This window comes from Rhizobium sp. CF142 (assembly GCF_000281145.1).
Classification (GTDB): Bacteria; Pseudomonadota; Alphaproteobacteria; order Rhizobiales; family Rhizobiaceae; genus Rhizobium.
In genome coordinates, this window is the sequence record NZ_AJWE01000114.1 from 40,042 (window position 1) to 57,157 (window position 17,116).

General features: G+C 60.7%; 15 protein-coding genes. 5 read left to right on the forward strand and 10 right to left on the reverse strand.

The window, feature by feature from the left end; genetic code table 11:
• The first annotated feature begins 1 nt into the window (after position 1).
• Genes PMI11_RS28050 through PMI11_RS28060 form a run of 3 tightly spaced genes read left to right on the forward strand, consistent with a single transcriptional unit; the run spans position 2 to position 3,874 of the window.
• Positions 2–958, forward strand: coding sequence for a DMT family transporter (locus tag PMI11_RS28050; protein ID WP_007824074.1), 957 nt, complete (start codon positions 2–4; stop codon positions 956–958).
• A gap of 44 nt (positions 959–1,002) precedes the next feature.
• The gene (locus PMI11_RS28055; protein WP_007824075.1) at positions 1,003–2,202 is read left to right on the forward strand and encodes a CaiB/BaiF CoA transferase family protein; all 1,200 of its coding nucleotides are present in this window, start codon (positions 1,003–1,005) and stop codon (positions 2,200–2,202) included.
• 13 nt (positions 2,203–2,215) lie between these two features.
• Positions 2,216–3,874, forward strand: coding sequence for a thiamine pyrophosphate-binding protein (locus PMI11_RS28060; RefSeq protein WP_007824076.1), 1,659 nt, complete (start codon positions 2,216–2,218; stop codon positions 3,872–3,874).
• A gap of 59 nt (positions 3,875–3,933) precedes the next feature.
• Here PMI11_RS28060 and PMI11_RS28065 read toward each other — a convergent pair whose 3' ends face one another.
• From PMI11_RS28065 to PMI11_RS28075, 3 genes are all read right to left on the reverse strand, one after another.
• Positions 3,934–4,278: a RidA family protein gene (locus tag PMI11_RS28065; protein ID WP_007824077.1), complete on the reverse strand. Its 345-nt coding sequence runs from the start codon at positions 4,276–4,278 to the stop codon at positions 3,934–3,936.
• Between the two features lie 75 nt (positions 4,279–4,353).
• Positions 4,354–4,692 carry a TIGR01244 family sulfur transferase gene (locus PMI11_RS28070; protein ID WP_007824078.1) on the reverse strand — a complete coding sequence of 113 codons (339 nt, stop codon included), beginning with the start codon at positions 4,690–4,692 and terminating at the stop codon, positions 4,354–4,356.
• An 86-nt stretch (positions 4,693–4,778) separates the two neighbouring features.
• Positions 4,779–5,615: a DUF4432 family protein gene (locus PMI11_RS28075; RefSeq protein ID WP_007824079.1), complete on the reverse strand. Its 837-nt coding sequence runs from the start codon at positions 5,613–5,615 to the stop codon at positions 4,779–4,781.
• A gap of 255 nt (positions 5,616–5,870) precedes the next feature.
• Between PMI11_RS28075 and PMI11_RS28080 the strand changes: the two genes are divergently transcribed.
• Positions 5,871–7,256: a L,D-transpeptidase gene (locus PMI11_RS28080; RefSeq protein ID WP_007824081.1), complete on the forward strand. Its 1,386-nt coding sequence runs from the start codon at positions 5,871–5,873 to the stop codon at positions 7,254–7,256.
• A 6-nt stretch (positions 7,257–7,262) separates the two neighbouring features.
• Here the strand turns inward: PMI11_RS28080 and PMI11_RS28085 are convergent, their stop codons facing one another.
• The 7 genes from PMI11_RS28085 to PMI11_RS28115 all read right to left on the reverse strand — a co-directional run bounded on the left by PMI11_RS28085 (position 7,263) and on the right by PMI11_RS28115 (position 16,042).
• Positions 7,263–8,378 carry a helix-turn-helix transcriptional regulator gene (locus PMI11_RS28085; protein WP_007824083.1) on the reverse strand — a complete coding sequence of 372 codons (1,116 nt, stop codon included), beginning with the start codon at positions 8,376–8,378 and terminating at the stop codon, positions 7,263–7,265.
• A gap of 128 nt (positions 8,379–8,506) precedes the next feature.
• Complete coding sequence (locus PMI11_RS28090) at positions 8,507–9,217, reverse strand: ParA family protein (RefSeq protein ID WP_007824085.1); 711 nt, start codon at positions 9,215–9,217, stop codon at positions 8,507–8,509.
• A 236-nt stretch (positions 9,218–9,453) separates the two neighbouring features.
• Positions 9,454–10,608 carry an iron-containing alcohol dehydrogenase gene (locus tag PMI11_RS28095; protein WP_007824087.1) on the reverse strand — a complete coding sequence of 385 codons (1,155 nt, stop codon included), beginning with the start codon at positions 10,606–10,608 and terminating at the stop codon, positions 9,454–9,456.
• Complete coding sequence (locus tag PMI11_RS28100; protein ID WP_007824088.1) at positions 10,605–11,990, reverse strand: aldehyde dehydrogenase family protein; 1,386 nt, start codon at positions 11,988–11,990, stop codon at positions 10,605–10,607. The genes PMI11_RS28095 and PMI11_RS28100 overlap by 4 nt, the downstream gene beginning before the upstream one ends.
• Positions 11,991–12,091: 101 nt before the next feature.
• Complete coding sequence (locus tag PMI11_RS28105; RefSeq protein WP_007824090.1) at positions 12,092–13,456, reverse strand: glutamine synthetase family protein; 1,365 nt, start codon at positions 13,454–13,456, stop codon at positions 12,092–12,094.
• A gap of 146 nt (positions 13,457–13,602) precedes the next feature.
• Positions 13,603–15,150: an amino acid permease gene (locus PMI11_RS28110; RefSeq protein ID WP_007824092.1), complete on the reverse strand. Its 1,548-nt coding sequence runs from the start codon at positions 15,148–15,150 to the stop codon at positions 13,603–13,605.
• Between the two features lie 121 nt (positions 15,151–15,271).
• The gene (locus tag PMI11_RS28115; RefSeq protein WP_037072379.1) at positions 15,272–16,042 is read right to left on the reverse strand and encodes an N-formylglutamate amidohydrolase; all 771 of its coding nucleotides are present in this window, start codon (positions 16,040–16,042) and stop codon (positions 15,272–15,274) included.
• Positions 16,043–16,218: 176 nt separating this feature from the next.
• Between PMI11_RS28115 and PMI11_RS28120 the strand changes: the two genes are divergently transcribed.
• Positions 16,219–17,091 (forward strand): MurR/RpiR family transcriptional regulator, encoded by an 873-nt coding sequence (locus tag PMI11_RS28120; protein ID WP_007824095.1) that lies wholly within the window; start codon positions 16,219–16,221, stop codon positions 17,089–17,091.
• Positions 17,092–17,116: the final 25 nt, after the last annotated feature.

Sequence of the window (17,116 nt, forward strand, 5' to 3'; positions counted from 1 at the left end):
GATGACGACCCTGAGTTCCACCCGCCATCCCGCCTCATCCGAGGTGACGTTCGGCTTGCTTTTCATGCTGCTCTCGGTGCTGATCTCGCCGCTGATCGACATCTTCTCGAAGCTCGCGACGGCAACCATCTCCTCCACCGAAGTGGCCGGCTTCCGCTTCGTCATCCAGGCTCTCACCATGCTGCCTTTCATCTTCCTGCGCGGTGCAAAGATCCAGTTTTCGCTGAAGCAGAGCTGGTATCATGCCATCCGCGGCGCGATGGTCACCATCTCGATGATCTGCTTCGTCACCACGCTGAAGGTCATGGCGGTTGCCGATGCCATCGCCATCTTCTTCGTCGAGCCGATCATCCTGACGATCCTCGGCAGCATCTTCCTGAAGGAAACCATCGGCTGGCGCCGCTACAGCGCCTGCGCCGTCGGTTTCCTGGGCGCCATGCTGATCATCCAGCCGAGCTTCGAGCAAGTGGGCTATATCGCCCTGCTGCCCGTTGTCAGCGCCTTCTGCATCGCCGTCTTCGCGCTGATGACGCGGGTGCTGTCACACCGGGAAGATCCCTGGGCCATGCAGTTCCAAACCGGCCTCTGGGGCATCTTCTTCTGCGCCGTCATCCTGTTCTTCGGTTATGGCAGCGGCTCCGACATCATCGACACGACCATGCCCGATCTTCCCGCCTTCGGCTACCTGCTGGGTACGGGCATTGCCGCAGCGATAACGGGCATTCTCGCGGCCTACGCCTATCGCGCCGCCCCGGCCTCCACGCTTGCGCCGCTGCAATATCTGGAAATCGTCTCGGCCACGGTCTTTGCCTGGTTGGTCTTCGCCGATTTCCCGGACGCGCTGAAATGGCTCGGCATCCTCATCGTCATCGCGTCCGGCCTCTACATCATCTGGCGCGAGCGGCGCTTTGCTTCCAAACCCGTATCCGATACATCTGAGGCAACGCGGGCGCCCTGAAATCCGCCGCCCATAGGAGGAATTGGGAGGAATTTGGGAGGAACATGACGGAAGACCTGAAGAAGAAGCCGCCGCTTGCGGGCATCAGGGTGATCGAGCTTGCGCGCGTGTTGGCCGGCCCCTGGGCGGGGCAGATGCTGGCCGATCTCGGCGCCGATGTGATCAAGGTGGAAAACCCTGATGGTGGCGACGACACAAGGCATTGGGGGCCGCCCTTCGTCGAAGGCGCGGATGGCGAAAATCTCTCGGCCGCCTATTATCATTCCGCCAATCGCGGCAAGCGCTCCGTTACCGCAGACCTGAAAAGCGAAGAAGGCCAGTCGCTGGTGCGCCGCCTCGTCGCCACAGCAGACGTGCTGATCGAAAACTTCAAGCTTGGCGGCCTCGTCAAATACGGGCTCGACTACGAGAGCCTGAAAGCGATCAATCCGCGGCTCGTCTATTGCTCCATCACCGGCTTCGGCCAGACCGGCCCCTACGCCAGTCTCGCCGGTTACGACTATATCGTCCAGGGCATGTCGGGTTTCATGTCGATCACGGGTGAACCCGAGGGGCAGCCGATGAAGGCGGGTGTCGCGATTGCCGATATCTTCACCGGCATCTATGCGGTCTCGGCGATCGAAGCCGCCCTCATCCATGCCCTGAAGACGGGCGAAGGCCAGCTGATCGACATGGCGCTGCTCGATGTGCAATCGGCAATCCTTGCCAATCAGAACATGAATTATCTGGTCTCCGGCCGCGCGCCCGTGCGCCTCGGCAATGCGCATCCGAATATCTCGCCCTATGAGGTCGTGCCGACGGCTGACGGCTATCTCATTCTCGCCGTCGGCAATGACGGCCAGTTCCGCCGGCTCTGCACGATCCTCGGCCTCGTCGTCGCCGATGACGAGAATTTCGCGACCAACAAGGCCCGCGTCGCCAACAGAGACGCAGTGCGCCGGATGGTCTCCACCGAAACGCTGAAATGGCAGAAGGCCGACCTCCTGAAGGCTTGCGAGGACAACGCAGTCCCGGCCGGCGCCATCAACACGATCGAGGAAATGTTTGCCGATCCGCAGATTGTCGCGCGCGGCCTGCGCATTGACCTGCCGGATGCCGCAGGCACGATGATCCCGGGTGTGCGCACGCCGGTCGTGCTGTCGGAAACGCCGCTGCGTTACGAACGGCCGAGCCCGCGCCTTGGCGAGCATAATAAAGAGGTTCTGACCGAACTTGTAGAATGGGAGAGGAAGACGTCGCCATGAGAAGGAAGGGGCCATGAGAAAGACAGGCGGACAACTGATCGTCGAAGCGCTGAAGGCGAACGGGGTAAAGCGCCTTTCCTGCGTGCCGGGAGAGAGCTTCCTCGCCGTGCTCGACGCCCTGCACGACAGCGATATCGACGTCATCGTCTGCCGCCAGGAGGGTGGTGCTGCGATGATGGCAGATTGCTGGGGTCGGCTGACCGGTGAACCCGGCATCTGCATGGTCACCCGCGGCCCAGGCGCCACCAATGCTTCTGCGGGCCTGCACATTGCCCGGCAGGATTCAATCCCCATGATCCTCTTCATCGGCCAGGTGCAGCGGGAGGCGCGCGAGCGCGAAGCCTTCCAGGAAGTCGAGTTCCGCCGCGCTTTCACCGAATTTGCCAAATGGGTCGGTGAGATCGACGATGCCGCCCGCATCCCGGAATTCGTCACCCGCGCCTTTGCGATCGCCACATCGGGCCGTCCGGGTCCGGTCGTGCTGACGCTGCCGGAGGATATGCTGCGCGACGAGGTCGAAGCGCCCCGCGCCAAGCGCCATACGCGCGTCGAAGCCCATCCGGGCCGCAGCCAGATCGATGATCTCTACTTGCGCCTCTTGAAGGCCGAGCGGCCGATGGCCATCCTCGGCGGCACCCGCTGGGATGCCGATGCCGTCGCCGATTTCCAGAGTTTTGCCGAGCGCTTCAGCCTGCCGGTCGGCTGTTCCTTCCGCCGCCAGATGCTGTTCGATCACCTCCATCCCTCCTATGCCGGCGATGTCGGCATAGGCATCAATCCGGCGCTGGCGAAAGAGATCAAGGAAAGCGATCTGCTGATACTGCTCGGCAGCCGCATGTCGGAAATGCCCTCCTCAGGCTACACGCTGCTCGATATCCCCTACCCGGCCCAGTCACTCGTCCATATCCATCCGGACCCGTCCGAGCTCGGCCGCGTCTATCGCCCTGATCTCGCCATCTGTGCCAGCCCCGCCGATTTCATCGAAGCGCTCGCCGATCTCGAAGCGCCGGCCGAACCGCGCTGGGCCGAACGAACCGAGCGCATGCATCAGGCCTATCTCGCCTGGTCGAAGCCGCCGGCAACGGGCCCGGGTGCCGTCCACATGGGACCGATCATGGAATGGCTGGAGGCCAATACGAAGCCGGACACGATCTTCACCAATGGCGCCGGAAACTACGCCACCTGGGTGCATCGCTTCCACCGCTTTCGTCGTTTCAACACGCAGGCAGCACCAACCTCTGGCTCAATGGGCTACGGCCTGCCGGCCGCCGTTGCGGCCAAGCGGCTCTTTCCCGACAGGCAAGTCATCTGCTTTGCCGGCGACGGCTGTTTCCTGATGCACGGACAGGAATTTGCGACCGCTGTACGCTACGGGCTGCCGATCATCGCAGTCGTCGTCAACAACGGCATCTATGGCACGATCCGGATGCATCAGGAGCGCGACTATCCGGGCCGGGTCAGCGCCACCGACCTCACCAATCCGGATTTTGCAGCCCTTGCCCACGCCTATGGCGGCCATGGCGAGACGGTGGAAAAGACCGAGGATTTTGCGCCGGCCTTCGAGCGGGCGCGCGACAGCGGCAAGCCGGCGATCATCGAAATCAAGCTCGATCCCGAGGCAATCACGCCGACGCGCACGCTTTCGGAAATCGCGCAAACAAAAAGCCGGTGAATACGTGAACCAATCTGGTTCACACTTCACCGGCTTTGATTGGTCGCTCTTTGGCGCTCTTAGTCGAGAGCAGCCGTGACGATGAACTCGACCTTGTACTTCGGCGCAGCAAGCTTGGCTTCACTGGTGGCGCGGGCCGGCGGATTTGCCGGGTCGATCCAGCCTTCCCAGACGGCGTTCATCTCTGCGAAATAGGCGATGTCGGAGAGATAGATGATCGTCTGCAGGATCTTCGACTTGTTGCTGCCGGCAGCGGCGAGCAGACGATCGACTTCGCCGAGTGCAGACTTGCACTGATCCGTAACGCTTTCGCCTTCGCCGACCTGGCCTGCGAGATAGACGGTGTTGCCGTGGATGACGGCGCCGCTCATGCGGGCGCCGATGTCGATACGCTTGATGCTCATCGTGTTCTCCTGTTCATCAAATGAAAGACGCCGCCTTCTGGCGGCATCGGAATATTCAGCCTTCCAAACTGAAGACTAAGCGCGGATGTGGTGCGTCTTCTGGTAGATCGCCGTCGAGCGCGCGCCGGAGCGGCAGTAACCGAGCATCGGACGCTCGAATTCGTCGAGTGCGTCGACCATGCCCTGCACAGCTTCCTCGGTCACGCCCATCGGGCCGACGGGCACGTGGGTGATCGCAAGGCCGATTTCCCTAGCACGGGCTTCGATGACGGCAAAAGGCGTCTGGTCCGGGCTTTCGCCATCCGGACGATGGCAGACGATGGATTTGAAGCCGAGCGCCTTGATCTGGTCGAGTTCGTCAACCGTGATCTGGCCGGAAACGGAGTATTCATCGTCGATCTGGCGGATATCCATCGTCTCAATCTCCTCGAAAATGGTGGGGTGAAGGTCTACGACGCGTCCTGTCAAGCGTCAACACGTCTTCGCCGAACGCCCCTTCATTAGACGAAAGCGAAACGCAGGCCGTAGCTGCGGCTTTCACCTGGCTTCAGCCAGTTGAACTCACCGGCCGTCTCCAGCTCATGGCGCAGCACCCAGCGGTGCGACACCGGTTCTATACCGATAATATGCGCCGGCGCCTTCTGGTTCCGCCAGATCTGCAGATGCGGCAGCGTATCGGCGCGGAAACGCACCCTCAGCGTCTTGCCGCCGATCGCAGCAATCGGCCCAAGCCGGACTTCGGCGAAACCGTCTTCAGTAGCAGGAGACTCGACGCAGAAGATGCCGCCCGGCTCCTCGCCGAAGGTCCAGGGAAAGCCACCGCCATCAAGCATCCGGCCTTCGAGCCGTGTCGCCGCGTCGAGCCATTTGCCGCCGGTGTTCATATGGTACATCAGGAAGGTCGGCACCGTCTCGCGGCTCGTGTTGACGACGCGATCTTCGAGCGAGACTTCGCCGGTCGTCCCGTCGATCCGCCACAGCCGCTCGATGCGCTGCGGCAAGCCCTCGACCGTGGTGATGTCGATATCGGCGCGGCATTCGGCATCGCCGTTTTCGAACTTCGTCCACAGCACCTTGGCCGGATGGCCTGAGGCAGAGCCGTGCAGCGGATAGATCTTGCCATCAGTGCCGGGCATTGGCTGGCGGTGGCGGATATGATCAGGACCGCAGGTGAAGAGGAAACCTTCCAGCGAGTGATCGATTCGTGGGTCGCCATCGTCAGGAATGGCCCGCTTGGGCGCGATGTCCACACCCTCGATAATGCAGCCGGCGATATCCAGCACCGATGTTTCGTCCAGCATCAGGCGCGGGCCGCTTGCGGCGGCAAATTCGATCATCGGCTGTCCTCCCGGGGAATCTTGGTTGCGGTAGGGTTAGGTCGTGCGATCACCCTCGTCAATCGGCACCGATGAAATGGCCAGGGAGCACCGCAACCAGCGACCTCACAGGAACGTCATCTTCGCGCAAGCGTTTATGAGTAAACGTAAAACACCGTTGTTTTTATGTTTTGTTCAGCACGGCTTAAGAAATTCCACACTAGCGTCAAAATTCGCAGGTGTGTGTCTGCCGAGCCACTGATCGAGGTGTGAGACGTGAATCGCTTTATGAAATCGGCCCTTTCTTTTTCGGCCATGCTGTTGGCGCTCGCTGCCGTCGCGCCGCAGGCCGATGCGCAGCAATATGGCCGCAACCGGAGCGATATCGTGCTGGTGACGCCAGGCGGCGAAATTCTCGACTACGTCCCGCCCGGCCGCGGCTTCGTCTATGCCCGCGACTACAGCGGCAATCGCGTGTTGGTCGACCGCTACGGCAACATCATCGCCACTGAGATGCGCGCCCGCGGCTATTATTCGCCGCGCACAAATCGCGAAGTCTATAACGACGCCTACAATAACGATCCCTATTATCCTGACGATAACCGCCGTGGCGACACGCGCTATTCCGAGCGCGGCCCGGTAACCGGTTCCATTCCGCAGGATGCTGCCATAGAGCGCCGGCCACTCGAGGATCAGCCCTATCCCGGCGATCAGCAGGGTCAGGACGACTATGCAGCAGTCGAGCCCGATCAGCAGATTCCACCCGCAGACGAGCCGCGCCCGGCGCCGCAGGAACCTGTGATCACTCTCAAGGACAAGTCGAAGCCCGAAATCGTGGCCCTTCAGGTGTTTCTGGATCGCTCCGGCGTTTCGCCTGGTGTCATCGACGGCCACATGGGCTCCAATGTCACCAAGGCGATCTACGCCTATGAACAGATGACCGGCACCAAGCTCGATCCAAATAATACGGATGCGATCCTCGAAGAACTGCGCATGAATGGCGGCCTGCCGGTCGTCAACTACACGATCACGGATGCGGATGCGGCCGGTCCCTATGTCGCGCAAATCCCGGAAGATTATTCGCAGAAGGCGCTCCTGCCGTCCCTCGCTTACACCTCGGTCACCGAAGCGCTCGCCGAACGCTTCCACATGGACGAGAACTTCCTGAAGGAAATGAACCCCGGCGCGGATTTCACGATTCCAGGCACCGTCATCAAGGTCGTCAATCCCGGCGAGAACAAGACCGGCGCAGTCGCGAAGATCCTCGCCGACAAGGGCCGCAAGCAGGTCTTTGCCTATGACGACGCCGGCAATCTCGTTGCTGCCTACCCCGCTTCGATCGGCTCGACCGATACGCCCTCGCCGTCGGGCATCGTCACCGTTGAGCGCGTAGCCCTTAATCCGGGCTACACCTATAATCCAAAGATCAATTTCCAGCAGGGCGCCAACGACAAGATCCTCGATATCCCGCCCGGTCCAAACGGCCCCGTTGGCACCGTATGGATGGCGCTATCCAAGCCCACCTATGGCATTCACGGCACCCCCGACCCGTCAAAGATCGGCCGTACTCAGAGCCACGGCTGCATCCGTCTGACGAACTGGGACGCAACGGAGCTTGCCAAGATGGTCAAGCCGGGCGTGACAGTCGAATTCGTCGATTGAGGAAGTCTATTCGCCCGGTGTCTCCGCCGGGCGCTCGCCGAACTGGATGAGACGCAAGAGCTCCACCTGCTTCCTGGCACCCGTCTTCATGTAGACGGACCGTACCTGCGAACGGATCGTCTCTCGTGAACGGCTGGTTTCAGCAGCCAGGCCCGCAACCGAGCCTCCCGAAACCAGCGCCCTGACGACCCTGATTTCAGCCTGCGTGAGACCGAAATCGTTGCGCAGTTTCTCATCACTCAGCTCCGCGGGCCTTTGTTTCGGCTCGATCAGGATGGCGACAACAGGCCTTTCGAAGAAGCGTGGCTGGTGGCTCTTTTCAAGTTTGAGCAAGGTGATCTTCCGGCCTTCGGTCAGAACCGTCTGCTGACGCTCCGCCTCCTCTCCATGCCGCAGCATCAATGTGAGGCAGTCATCGGCTTCCTTGTCGGCGAGATGCAGCGTTCCGAGCGGTGAAAGCCAGACACCTGTTCCCTGTTCGAGCACCGCCTCTCCGAAGCCAGAAGTGGACACCAGTCGCCGCTCTGAATTCAGGAGGAGCACACCGACGCCAATGGCATCGAACAGCCGCCCGTTGATCTCTGAATGGCTCTTTTGCCGGCCACCGGATTCGACCGCGATGAAGGCCCGTCTCAGATGCGGCCCGATCCGTGTCAAAAGCGCAGCACAGGCTCGGCTCTCATTCGGATCGGTCCAGCGGGTCGTGGTGATCGAAAGATTGAACGACCGGCTGCCCTCCCGCAGGATCGCCATGCCGACGGCACCGTGACCTTCATGCCGATGCCAGAAGTCATTGAAGAACTCAGTCTTGGAAAGCTCCGCATAGGATATGAAATCCTCGCCGATTGCCCCCAACCCCGTGGGTGTCCTGTCCAGACCGGATATCCACGGGTTCAGCCGGCAGTAATAGCGCGTATAGGTGTCGATCCACGACTGATCCATGTTGATGTGGAATTGCGACGAACCTTCCGCCCGCGCAGCGTCATGATAGAAAAGGCTGGTTCCCGCCCCCGGCAACAGCCCGTTCAACTCCGTCAGGAACGTATCCCATCGCGCTTCGCCAAAAACGATTCCGTAGATGGAATCGATGAGCTTGTCGTCGACTTGCCGGGTGATGCTCATGCGTTGCTTCGCGCGTGAAGGGATTTTTACAACCTGATAACCATTACACCAGTGAGCAAATGTAATTTCAAATGGAAAATGCCCCGGCCGAAGCCGAGGCATCAATTTCCCTACCCCCGGTAGTCTGATCAGGCAGCACGGCCCATGGCGTTTGCCAGGCGAATGGCAACCGGCAGGCGGCCCGGCACCTTGCGAATGATCTCTTCTGCGAAACAGAGGGCGTTTTCACGGGCTTTATCGAGGTTGCTGACGCGCATCGGATCCATCGTATGCAGCGTGCCGCCGCAATCGAAGATGTCGCGGAAGGCCGAGCGTTCGATGATCGCCGTATCGAGAACCGGCACGTGGCGCTCGTTCAGCAGCGCCTTGACGAGCTGCAGCGCGCGGGTAGTGACCATGGAGTTGACGCGGGTCAGCACGACCGAATGGCCGATCTTGATGCCTGCCTTCTCCTCCAGATACTGCAGGAGCTCGAGAACCTGAGCGCCGCCGCGGGCATCCATGGCGCAGCCCTGGATCGGGATCAGCACATGGTCAGAGAGGCCGACGGCCGTTGCCAGCAGCGGATTGCGCGCGCCCGGCAGGTCGATGATGAAGTAATCGGTATTCTGCTTGTTTTCACTGATGTGCTGCGGCAGCGAGGCAGTCGTTACGAAATCGATGACGCTGATATTTGCCACATGGCCGGAGATTTCGTGCCAGCGCGAAATCCAGTGCTGCGGGTCGGCGTCGAGGATGGTGACGCGGTAGCCCTGACGGGCAAGCTCGGTAGCAAGCAGCAATACGGCTGTGGTCTTGCCGGCGCCGCCCTTGGTATTTGCGAATGTGATGACTGGCATATTCTTAGTCCTCGAAGGGAAATGGCGCGAGCCGGCATCGCTCGTTGTTAGTCGCACTGTCGGAGCATCGTGCGGTTAATCCATCCTTTCCAATCGTGGTTAACAAACTGTTAAACGGACCCGCTGAAATTGCGGCCTGCATTTTTCGCATCATCAGAAACAAGCATGCGCTGAAAGCAAAAAAGCCCGGAAAACCAGGGTTTTCCGGGCAAGTTTATCGGTCCGCCTTTATCTGATCAGAAGCAATCCGCAAAAAGGGTTTTGGTATTTTCGAGCGTCATTGCTACCGGATTGCCACCAGCGCTCGGGTCTTCGATCGCCATCGCCGCCAGTTCGTCGATCCGCTCTGGGGTGATTCCCATCGCCGTCAGATTGTCGGGGACGTTGAGTTCGGAGCGCAGCTTCAGGACATAATCATAGAAACCGTCGAAACCGCCCGAAATCCCCAGATAGGCAGCGGCACGGGCAATCTTCTCGTCGATGGCCGAGCGGTTGAAGCGTAATACCGCCGGCATGACGACGGCATTGGTCATGCCATGATGCGTGTTGTAGACGGCACCGATCGGATGCGAGAGCGCGTGGATGGCACCGAGACCCTTCTGGAAGGCGACAGCGCCCATGGCGGCTGCCGACATCATGTTAGCGCGGGCTTCCAGATCCGTGCCTTCCTTATAGGCGCGCGGCAGGAATTCCTTGACGAGGCGCATGCCCTCCAGCGCAATGCCGGCCGACATCGGATGGTAGAAGGGCGAGGAATAGGCTTCCAGGCAATGGGCGAAGGCATCCATGCCGGTGCCTGCCGTGATGATCTTCGGCATGCCGACTGTCAGTTCCGGATCGGCGATGACGACACCCGGCAGGAATTTCGGATGGAAGATGATCTTCTTCACATGCGTCGCCGAATTGGTGATGACGCTGGCGCGGCCGACTTCCGAACCGGTGCCGGCCGTCGTCGGCACGGCAACGATCGGTGCGATGCCTTTAACATCAGCCCGTGTCCACCAGTCGCCGATATCCTCGAAATCCCAGACCGGGCGCGTCTGGCCGACCATGAAGGCGACGCACTTGCCGAGATCGAGGCCCGAACCGCCGCCGAAGGCGACAACGCCGTCATGGCCGCCGTCGCGGAAAGCCTTGATGCCGGCTTCGAGGTTCTTCTCGTTCGGGTTCGGATCGACATCGGCGAAGATCGCCCGGCCGAGGCCGGCATCTTCGAGAATGTCGAGCGCATTCTTGGTGATCGCCATCGCGGCGAGGCCACGGTCGGTGACGAGCAACGGCTTCTTCATGCCGAGGCTCTTGCAGGCGTCGGCCAGTTCCTTGATGCGGCCGCGGCCGAGCTTGACGGCTGTCGGGTAGCTCCAGTTTGCGGTGATGTTGGCGCTGCTCATGCTGTGACCTTCTTGAGATGGTAGGATTTCGGGCGCGTCAGATTGTGGAAGCCGATGATCGACAGCGAGCCGCCGCGGCCGGTTTCCTTGACGCCGGTCCAGCACAGAGCCGGATCGAGATAATCGGCGCGGTTCATGAAGACGGTGCCGGTTTCGATTTCGCGGCCGAGCCGCCCTGCCCGCTCCGCATCCTTGGTCCAGAGCGAAGCCGTCAGGCCGTACTGGCTGTCATTCATCAGCGCCAGCGCTTCATCGTCATTCTTGACCTTCATGATGCCGACGGCCGGGCCGAAGGTCTCTTCGCGCATGAAGGCCATGGAATGATCGACATTGACGAGGATCTGCGGGGCGAGATAGGCGCCGCCATCATCGGCCGGGAAGAGCTTGGGATCGACGAGTGCCTTGGCGCCCTTGGCAATCGCGTCGGCGATCTGCTCGCGCACCACCTTGGCGAAGCGCTTGTGCGCCATCGGACCGAGCGTCGTTTCCGGATCGAGCGGATTGCCGAGCTTGTAGTTCGAAACCCAGGCGACCGACTTCTCGACGAAGGCGTCGTAGAGCGATTCATGCACATAGATCCGCTCGATGCCACAGCAGCACTGGCCGGAATTATAGGTCGCGCCGTCCATCAGCGTATCGACGGCGGCGTCGAGATCGGCATCCTCCATCACATAGCCCGGATCCTTGCCGCCGAGCTCGAGGCCGAGACCGGTAAACGTGCCGGCAGCGGCACGCTCCATCGAGCGGCCGCCTTCGACGGAGCCGGTGAAATTGACGAAGTTGAAGCTGCCGGCCGCAATCAGCGCCGAGGTCGTCTCGTGATCGAGGAAGACGTTCTGGAACACATCCTCGGGAACACCGGCCTCGACAAAGGCTTGCACCAAGCGCTCGCCGACGAGCAGCGTCTGCGAAGCATGCTTGAGCACGACGGTATTGCCGGCCATCAGCGCCGGCGCGATCGTGTTGATCGCCGTCATGTAGGGGTAGTTCCAAGGTGCGACGACGAAGACGACGCCATGCGCTTCGCGCTCGATGCGGCGTTCGAACTTGTCGCTCTCCTCGACAACGAGCGGCGCCAGCGCGTCAGCTGCGATCGAGGCGACATAGTTGGAACGCTCGTTGAAGCCGCGATATTCGCCGCCATACTTGATCGGCCGGCCCATTTGCCAGGCAAGCTCGGGCACGACGACATCGGACATCTCGTTAAGACGGGCGACACCCTTCAGCACCAGCTGCACGCGATCTTCGAGCGGGCGCCTGGCCCATGCCTTCTGCGCCTTGCGCGCACGCGCCACGGCTTCCTTTGCCGCTTCGAGCGAAAGCGCCGGACGCTCCGCATAAACAGAGCCGTCAACCGGCGAAATGCATTGGATCATTGTCATGATCTGAATCCTGTTTTCTTCTGAGCCGCAGGGAAAGACGCCGCGACTTGTCCCCCGCAGAGAGAATCCAAGTCGGGCGGCTTTCCGCTTCGGATATGTTCTTAAGCTCTCTCGAAGCCGCGCGCCACTTCCCAATCAGTGATGCGGCGGTCGTATTCTTCCTGCTCCCATTCGGCAGCGCGGGTATAATGGTCGATGACGTCGTCGCCGAAGGCTGCGCGCAGCATCTCCGATTCCGTCATCGCCTTGGTCGCGGCGCGCAGCGTGCGCGGGATCTCGCGGATATCCTTGCCGAAATAGGCGTCACCCACATAGGGCGCTTCCAGTTCCAGTTTCTTCTCGATGCCGTCGATGCCGGCGGCAAGCAGGGCTGCGAAGGCAAGGTAAGGATTGAGATCGGAGCCGCCGACGCGGCATTCGATGCGGATCCCCTTGGTCTCCTCGCCGCACAGGCGATAGCCCGCCGTGCGGTTGTCCTTGCTCCAGACGGCCTTGGTCGGCGCGAAGGTGCCGGCCATGAAGCGCTTGTAGGAGTTGATGTAGGGCGCCAGGAAATAGGTTATTTCGCTCGCGTGGCTTAGCAGGCCGGCAATATAGTTCTGCATCAGCGGCGTCATGCCGTGATGGCCGGCATGGTCGAAGAACAGCGGCTTTTCTTCGAGACTCCAGAGCGACTGGTGGATATGCGAGGAGCTTCCGGCGGCATTGTAATGCCACTTGGCGAGGAAAGTGATCGCCTTGCCCTTCGACCAGGCGATTTCCTTGCAGCCGTTCTTGATGATCGCGTGCCGGTCGGCCATGGTGAGCGCATCGGCATAACGCACGTTGATTTCTTCCTGGCCGGCAGACGCCTCACCCTTGGAATTTTCGACCGGAATGCCGGCACCCTGCAGCCCCTTGCGGATCGCCCGCATCACCTCTTCTTCCTTGGTCGTCTGGAAGATGTGGTAGTCCTCATTATAGGCGCTGGCGAGCTTCAGGTTGCGGTAGCCGGAAGCCTGCGCCGCCTCGTAACTCTGGTCGAAGAGGAAAAATTCGAGCTCGGAGGCCATATAAGCCTTCATGCCCATGTCCTCCAGGCGCTTCACCTGCTTCTTCAGGATCGCGCGCGGCGAATGGGCCACTTCCTCATGCGTATGATGGTCGAGCACGTCGCAGAGAACGAGGGCTGTTCCTTCGAGCCAGGGAATGACCCGCAGCGTTGAAAGGTCCGGCTTCATCGTATAGTCGCCGTAACCCTTCTCCCAGCTCGTCGCCTTGTAGCCGGAGACGGTTTCCATCTCCATGTCGGTCGCCTGCAGGTAGTTGCAGCTGTGCGTTTCCTTCCAGGCGCTTTCGAGGAAAAATTCCGCCTGGAAACGCTTGCCCATCAGGCGCCCCTGCATGTCCACCTGGCAGGCCAGCACCGTATCGATGCGCCCGTCGGCAACGTCCTGTCTGAGATCGTCGAGAGTATAGTTGCTCATGATGTATCCGCCTGAAATTGAACCTGAGAAATCGGGAAAACGAAACGGCATGCGACCGCGGGGATCAACCCGCCCGATGCCTTTTCGTTGAACCGTGATGGGGCCGCGTGATGCGGCCCCGCCATGTGAGAGGGAAGCCTCAGTTCTTAGTTTTCGCCGACAGCCTTCTCGGCCGCTGCGATTTCGGCCTGGCGCCTTGCCACTTCGTCGCCGATCGGCGGCCCCTTGAAGCGGCGGCTTTCGAAGCCGAACCAGACGATGCCAGTCAGAACCAGGAAGCCGACTGTCACATAGAGCGCCGGTCCGTTCGGCGGCTGAATGCCGAGGATGAAGATCAGGATCATCGCGAGGATCGAGAGAACCGCGAAGAGCTTGAACATGCCTTCGCCGAGATTCCACGGGCCCATCTTATCCCACTTCGCTGTGCCCCAGGCAAAGAGGCCGAGCGCGATCGGGATCGCGAAGGAGAAGAACAGGAAGATGACCGTGCAGGATACGACGATAGTGTAAACCGGCGTCTCGCCGATTGAAACGAGCGACGAGCCCCAGACGAAGAGCACCGAGAGGATCGAGCCCGTCCAGATCGCGGCAACCGGCGTGCGGTAGTTCGGGCTGACCTTCGACAGCGCCTTGGAGGCCGGCAGGCCGCCATCACGCGAGAAGGCGAAGATCATGCGCGAGACCGAGGTAACAGTCGCAAGACCGCACAGCCACTGGCTGACGAGGATCGCGAAGTAGAGAATGTCCTTCACGACCGAATTGACCTGCGTGTCCATCGCCCAGAAGAACACGTTCCAGCCCTGCTTTGCAGCATCGTCCATGTTCGGCAGCATGAGCACGAAGGCGCACAGCATGATGTAGCCGAAGAGCGCCGACCAGAGAACGGAGGAAACCATGCCGCGCGGCACGGAATGGGCCGCCTTGACGGTTTCTTCCGATGTATGGGCCGAAGCGTCATAGCCGGTGATCGTGTAGATCGGCAGCAGCAGACCAAGCAGGAACACCCAGGCACCTGAGGTCGCCGGCCAGACGTTGCCACCTGCTTCGCCGGAATAGTTGGCGAAGGTGAAGAGACGGCCGAACTCATAGGACGGAGCCGACAGCAGGCACACGGCGGCGAGCGCGATCGCGGTTGCAAAGATCAGGTAACCCGAGAAATCCGTGAGCTTTGCTGTAAGCCCGATGCCCATATGGTTCACAAGCGCCTGCGCGCCGGTGATGATCACCAGGAAGACGATGCGCACCGTGGTCGTGTCCGCCAGGCCGAGATAGCTCGTGCCGAAGGCGCCCATGAAGAAATAATAGGTGCCGACGTTGATGGCGCCGAGAACAGTGACGAGACCAAGCAGGTTGAACCAGGCGGTCAGCCAGCCGGTGAAGCGGTTACCGAGGATCGAGCCCCAGTGATAGAGGCCACCCGCAGTCGGGTAAGCGGAGCTGATCTGTGCCATGGCGACGGCAAAGACGAGCGAAACGAAGCAGCCGACCGGCCAGCCGATGCCGATGGCGGCACCGCCTGCACCTGCGGTCGCCTGTGCGAGCGAATTGATGCCGCCTGACAGGATGCAGATGATCGAAAAGGAAACGGCAAAGTTCGAGAACGAGCTCATCCGTCGTTCGAGTTCCTGGGCATAGCCCATGGAATGCAGGATGCTCATATCCTGCTTCTTATCACTTTCGGAATAGTCCGACATGACTTCCCCCTGTTGACAATCGTCCGCGGAATTGCGGCCGATCCAGTGCCAAAAGTGCCCGTGGCTTTTCGCCTTGCGGGCTGTTCGCAGTTAAACTGCTCCCCGGGGTCTTGTGTTTTATTCAGGCGTCCAGACTCTCCTGGATGAGCCTTGCGAGATAGTCGGCCACGACCCCTTGGCCGGTATCATCTGCGATGAGGTCGTTTCGGACCTCGATCATGACATTGCGAAGCCCATTGGAAATGCCGTGCAGGATCAGCGTGTGCGTCACGCCGTCCTCCGGTCCGTAGGGCTCGTTGCGTTCGGTGCGATAGAGCGGCGCCTCGGCCGCCGATACCAGCATGCGGTCGGCAAGGCGGCTGTCCTCATCATGGAGGATGCCGAGCTCGACGGCGCGCTGCCGGCCATTATAGACCGGTGTGAAACTGTGGATCGTCACGATGACGCTATCCTGCCCCCTCGCCTGGCGGTCACGGATCAAGGCGCGAACAGCATCGTGGAACGGCTGGTAAAGCGCTTCGGTGCGCGCAAGGCGCTCTTCCCCGGTCAAATCCTTGTTACCGGGGATCGTGTAGATCTCGCTGACCTCGGGCATGGCGCCCGGCGAACTCGGCGGCCGGTTGCAGTCATAGATCAGCCGGGAAAAGCGCTGGTAGATCAGCGCCGCATCGAGAGCAGCCGAAATGCCGCGGGCAACAGCAAGCGCGCCCGGATCCCAGGCGATGTGGCTTAAAAGCGCTTCTTCGGAGAGGCCGAGATTACCGAAATGTTCAGGAAGCGTGCGGGATGCATGCTCGCAGATGATGAGCACGGGACTCTTGCCGTGGACGCGTTCGATTGCGACGCAATCGCCGTCCGCTTCGCTGAGAATTCGGGGCTGAGCCAGCACCAACCGCACCTCTCCATCGCTTAATAAAATCTTTACAAGAAAAGAATTCTTCAGCTTCACGGCAGTGTCAAGCGCGTTCTGAAAATTTCTTTTCATGACACTTGTTGACATGGATTGTGACAGCGTTGTTAACTTTCAGTGGGAAAGTGGCATCAGACCATCCCGGGGAGCAAGATCACGTGAGTGCCGCGGCAAAGACCGTTTCGGACGTCATTCATTCGCATCTCGGCGTGCTCACGCGCGCCGAAAAGCAGTTGGCCGAAAGCCTGCTCGACAACTACCCCGTCTCCGGTCTCGGCAGTATCACCACCATTGCAGAAAATGCCGGCGTCTCCACGCCGACGGTCGTGCGCATGGTCCAGAAGCTCGGCTACAAGGGCTATCCGGATTTCCAGCAGCATCTGCATCAGGAAGTCGAGGCGACGATCTCCAACCCGATCGCCAAGCATGACCGCTGGGCCCAGAACGCGCCGGGCACCCATATATTGAACCGCTTCGCCGATGCCATCATGGGCAATCTGCGCCAAACGCTCTCCGATCTCGATACAGCAACGTTCGACAATGTCGCCGCCCTGCTCTCGGACCGCAAGCGCACGCTCTACTTCGTCGGCGGACGCATCACCGGCGCGCTGGCCGAGTACTTCTTTACCCATATGCAGGTCATCCGCCCGAACACGGCGCTGCTGTCGTCGAATTCGTCGAGCTGGCCGCAATACGTTCTCAACATGAACCCGGGCGATCTACTCATCATCTTCGATATCCGCCGCTACGAGCAGGAGATGGTGAGCCTCGCCACTGCCGCCCGCAAGCGCGACGCCGAAATCATCGTCTTCACCGACCAATGGGCTTCGCCCGCCGCAAAGCTGGCGCGGCACGCCTTCCGCGTGCAGATCGAGGCGCCATCGGCATGGGATTCCTCCGTCGTCACACTCTTCATCGTCGAGGCGCTCATCGAGGCGGTGCAGAACTCGACCTGGGACGAGACGAAGGAGCGCATGAAAACGCTGGAAGGCCTGTTCGAACAGACACGGCTTTTCCGCAAACCGGGTTAGGAGGGACAGCTAAAAAAAGGGCAAA

Excerpts from the sequence above, each read along its gene's own strand:
- PMI11_RS28085 (WP_007824083.1), bottom strand. The coding sequence starts at position 8,378 with ATGAGCATCACCCGGCAAGTCGACGACAAGCTCATCGATTCCATCTAC.
- PMI11_RS28070 (WP_007824078.1), bottom strand. The coding sequence starts at position 4,692 with ATGGATATCCGCCAGATCGACGATGAATACTCCGTTTCCGGCCAGATC.
- PMI11_RS28060 (WP_007824076.1), top strand. The coding sequence starts at position 2,216 with ATGAGAAAGACAGGCGGACAACTGATCGTCGAAGCGCTGAAGGCGAAC.
- PMI11_RS28075 (WP_007824079.1), bottom strand. The coding sequence starts at position 5,615 with ATGATCGAATTTGCCGCCGCAAGCGGCCCGCGCCTGATGCTGGACGAA.
- PMI11_RS28065 (WP_007824077.1), bottom strand. The coding sequence starts at position 4,278 with ATGAGCATCAAGCGTATCGACATCGGCGCCCGCATGAGCGGCGCCGTC.
- PMI11_RS28095 (WP_007824087.1), bottom strand. The coding sequence starts at position 10,608 with ATGAGCAGCGCCAACATCACCGCAAACTGGAGCTACCCGACAGCCGTC.
- PMI11_RS28050 (WP_007824074.1), top strand. The coding sequence starts at position 2 with ATGACGACCCTGAGTTCCACCCGCCATCCCGCCTCATCCGAGGTGACG.
- PMI11_RS28105 (WP_007824090.1), bottom strand. The coding sequence starts at position 13,456 with ATGAGCAACTATACTCTCGACGATCTCAGACAGGACGTTGCCGACGGG.
- PMI11_RS28055 (WP_007824075.1), top strand. The coding sequence starts at position 1,003 with ATGACGGAAGACCTGAAGAAGAAGCCGCCGCTTGCGGGCATCAGGGTG.
- PMI11_RS28110 (WP_007824092.1), bottom strand. The coding sequence starts at position 15,150 with ATGTCGGACTATTCCGAAAGTGATAAGAAGCAGGATATGAGCATCCTG.
- PMI11_RS28090 (WP_007824085.1), bottom strand. The coding sequence starts at position 9,217 with ATGCCAGTCATCACATTCGCAAATACCAAGGGCGGCGCCGGCAAGACC.
- PMI11_RS28100 (WP_007824088.1), bottom strand. The coding sequence starts at position 11,990 with ATGACAATGATCCAATGCATTTCGCCGGTTGACGGCTCTGTTTATGCG.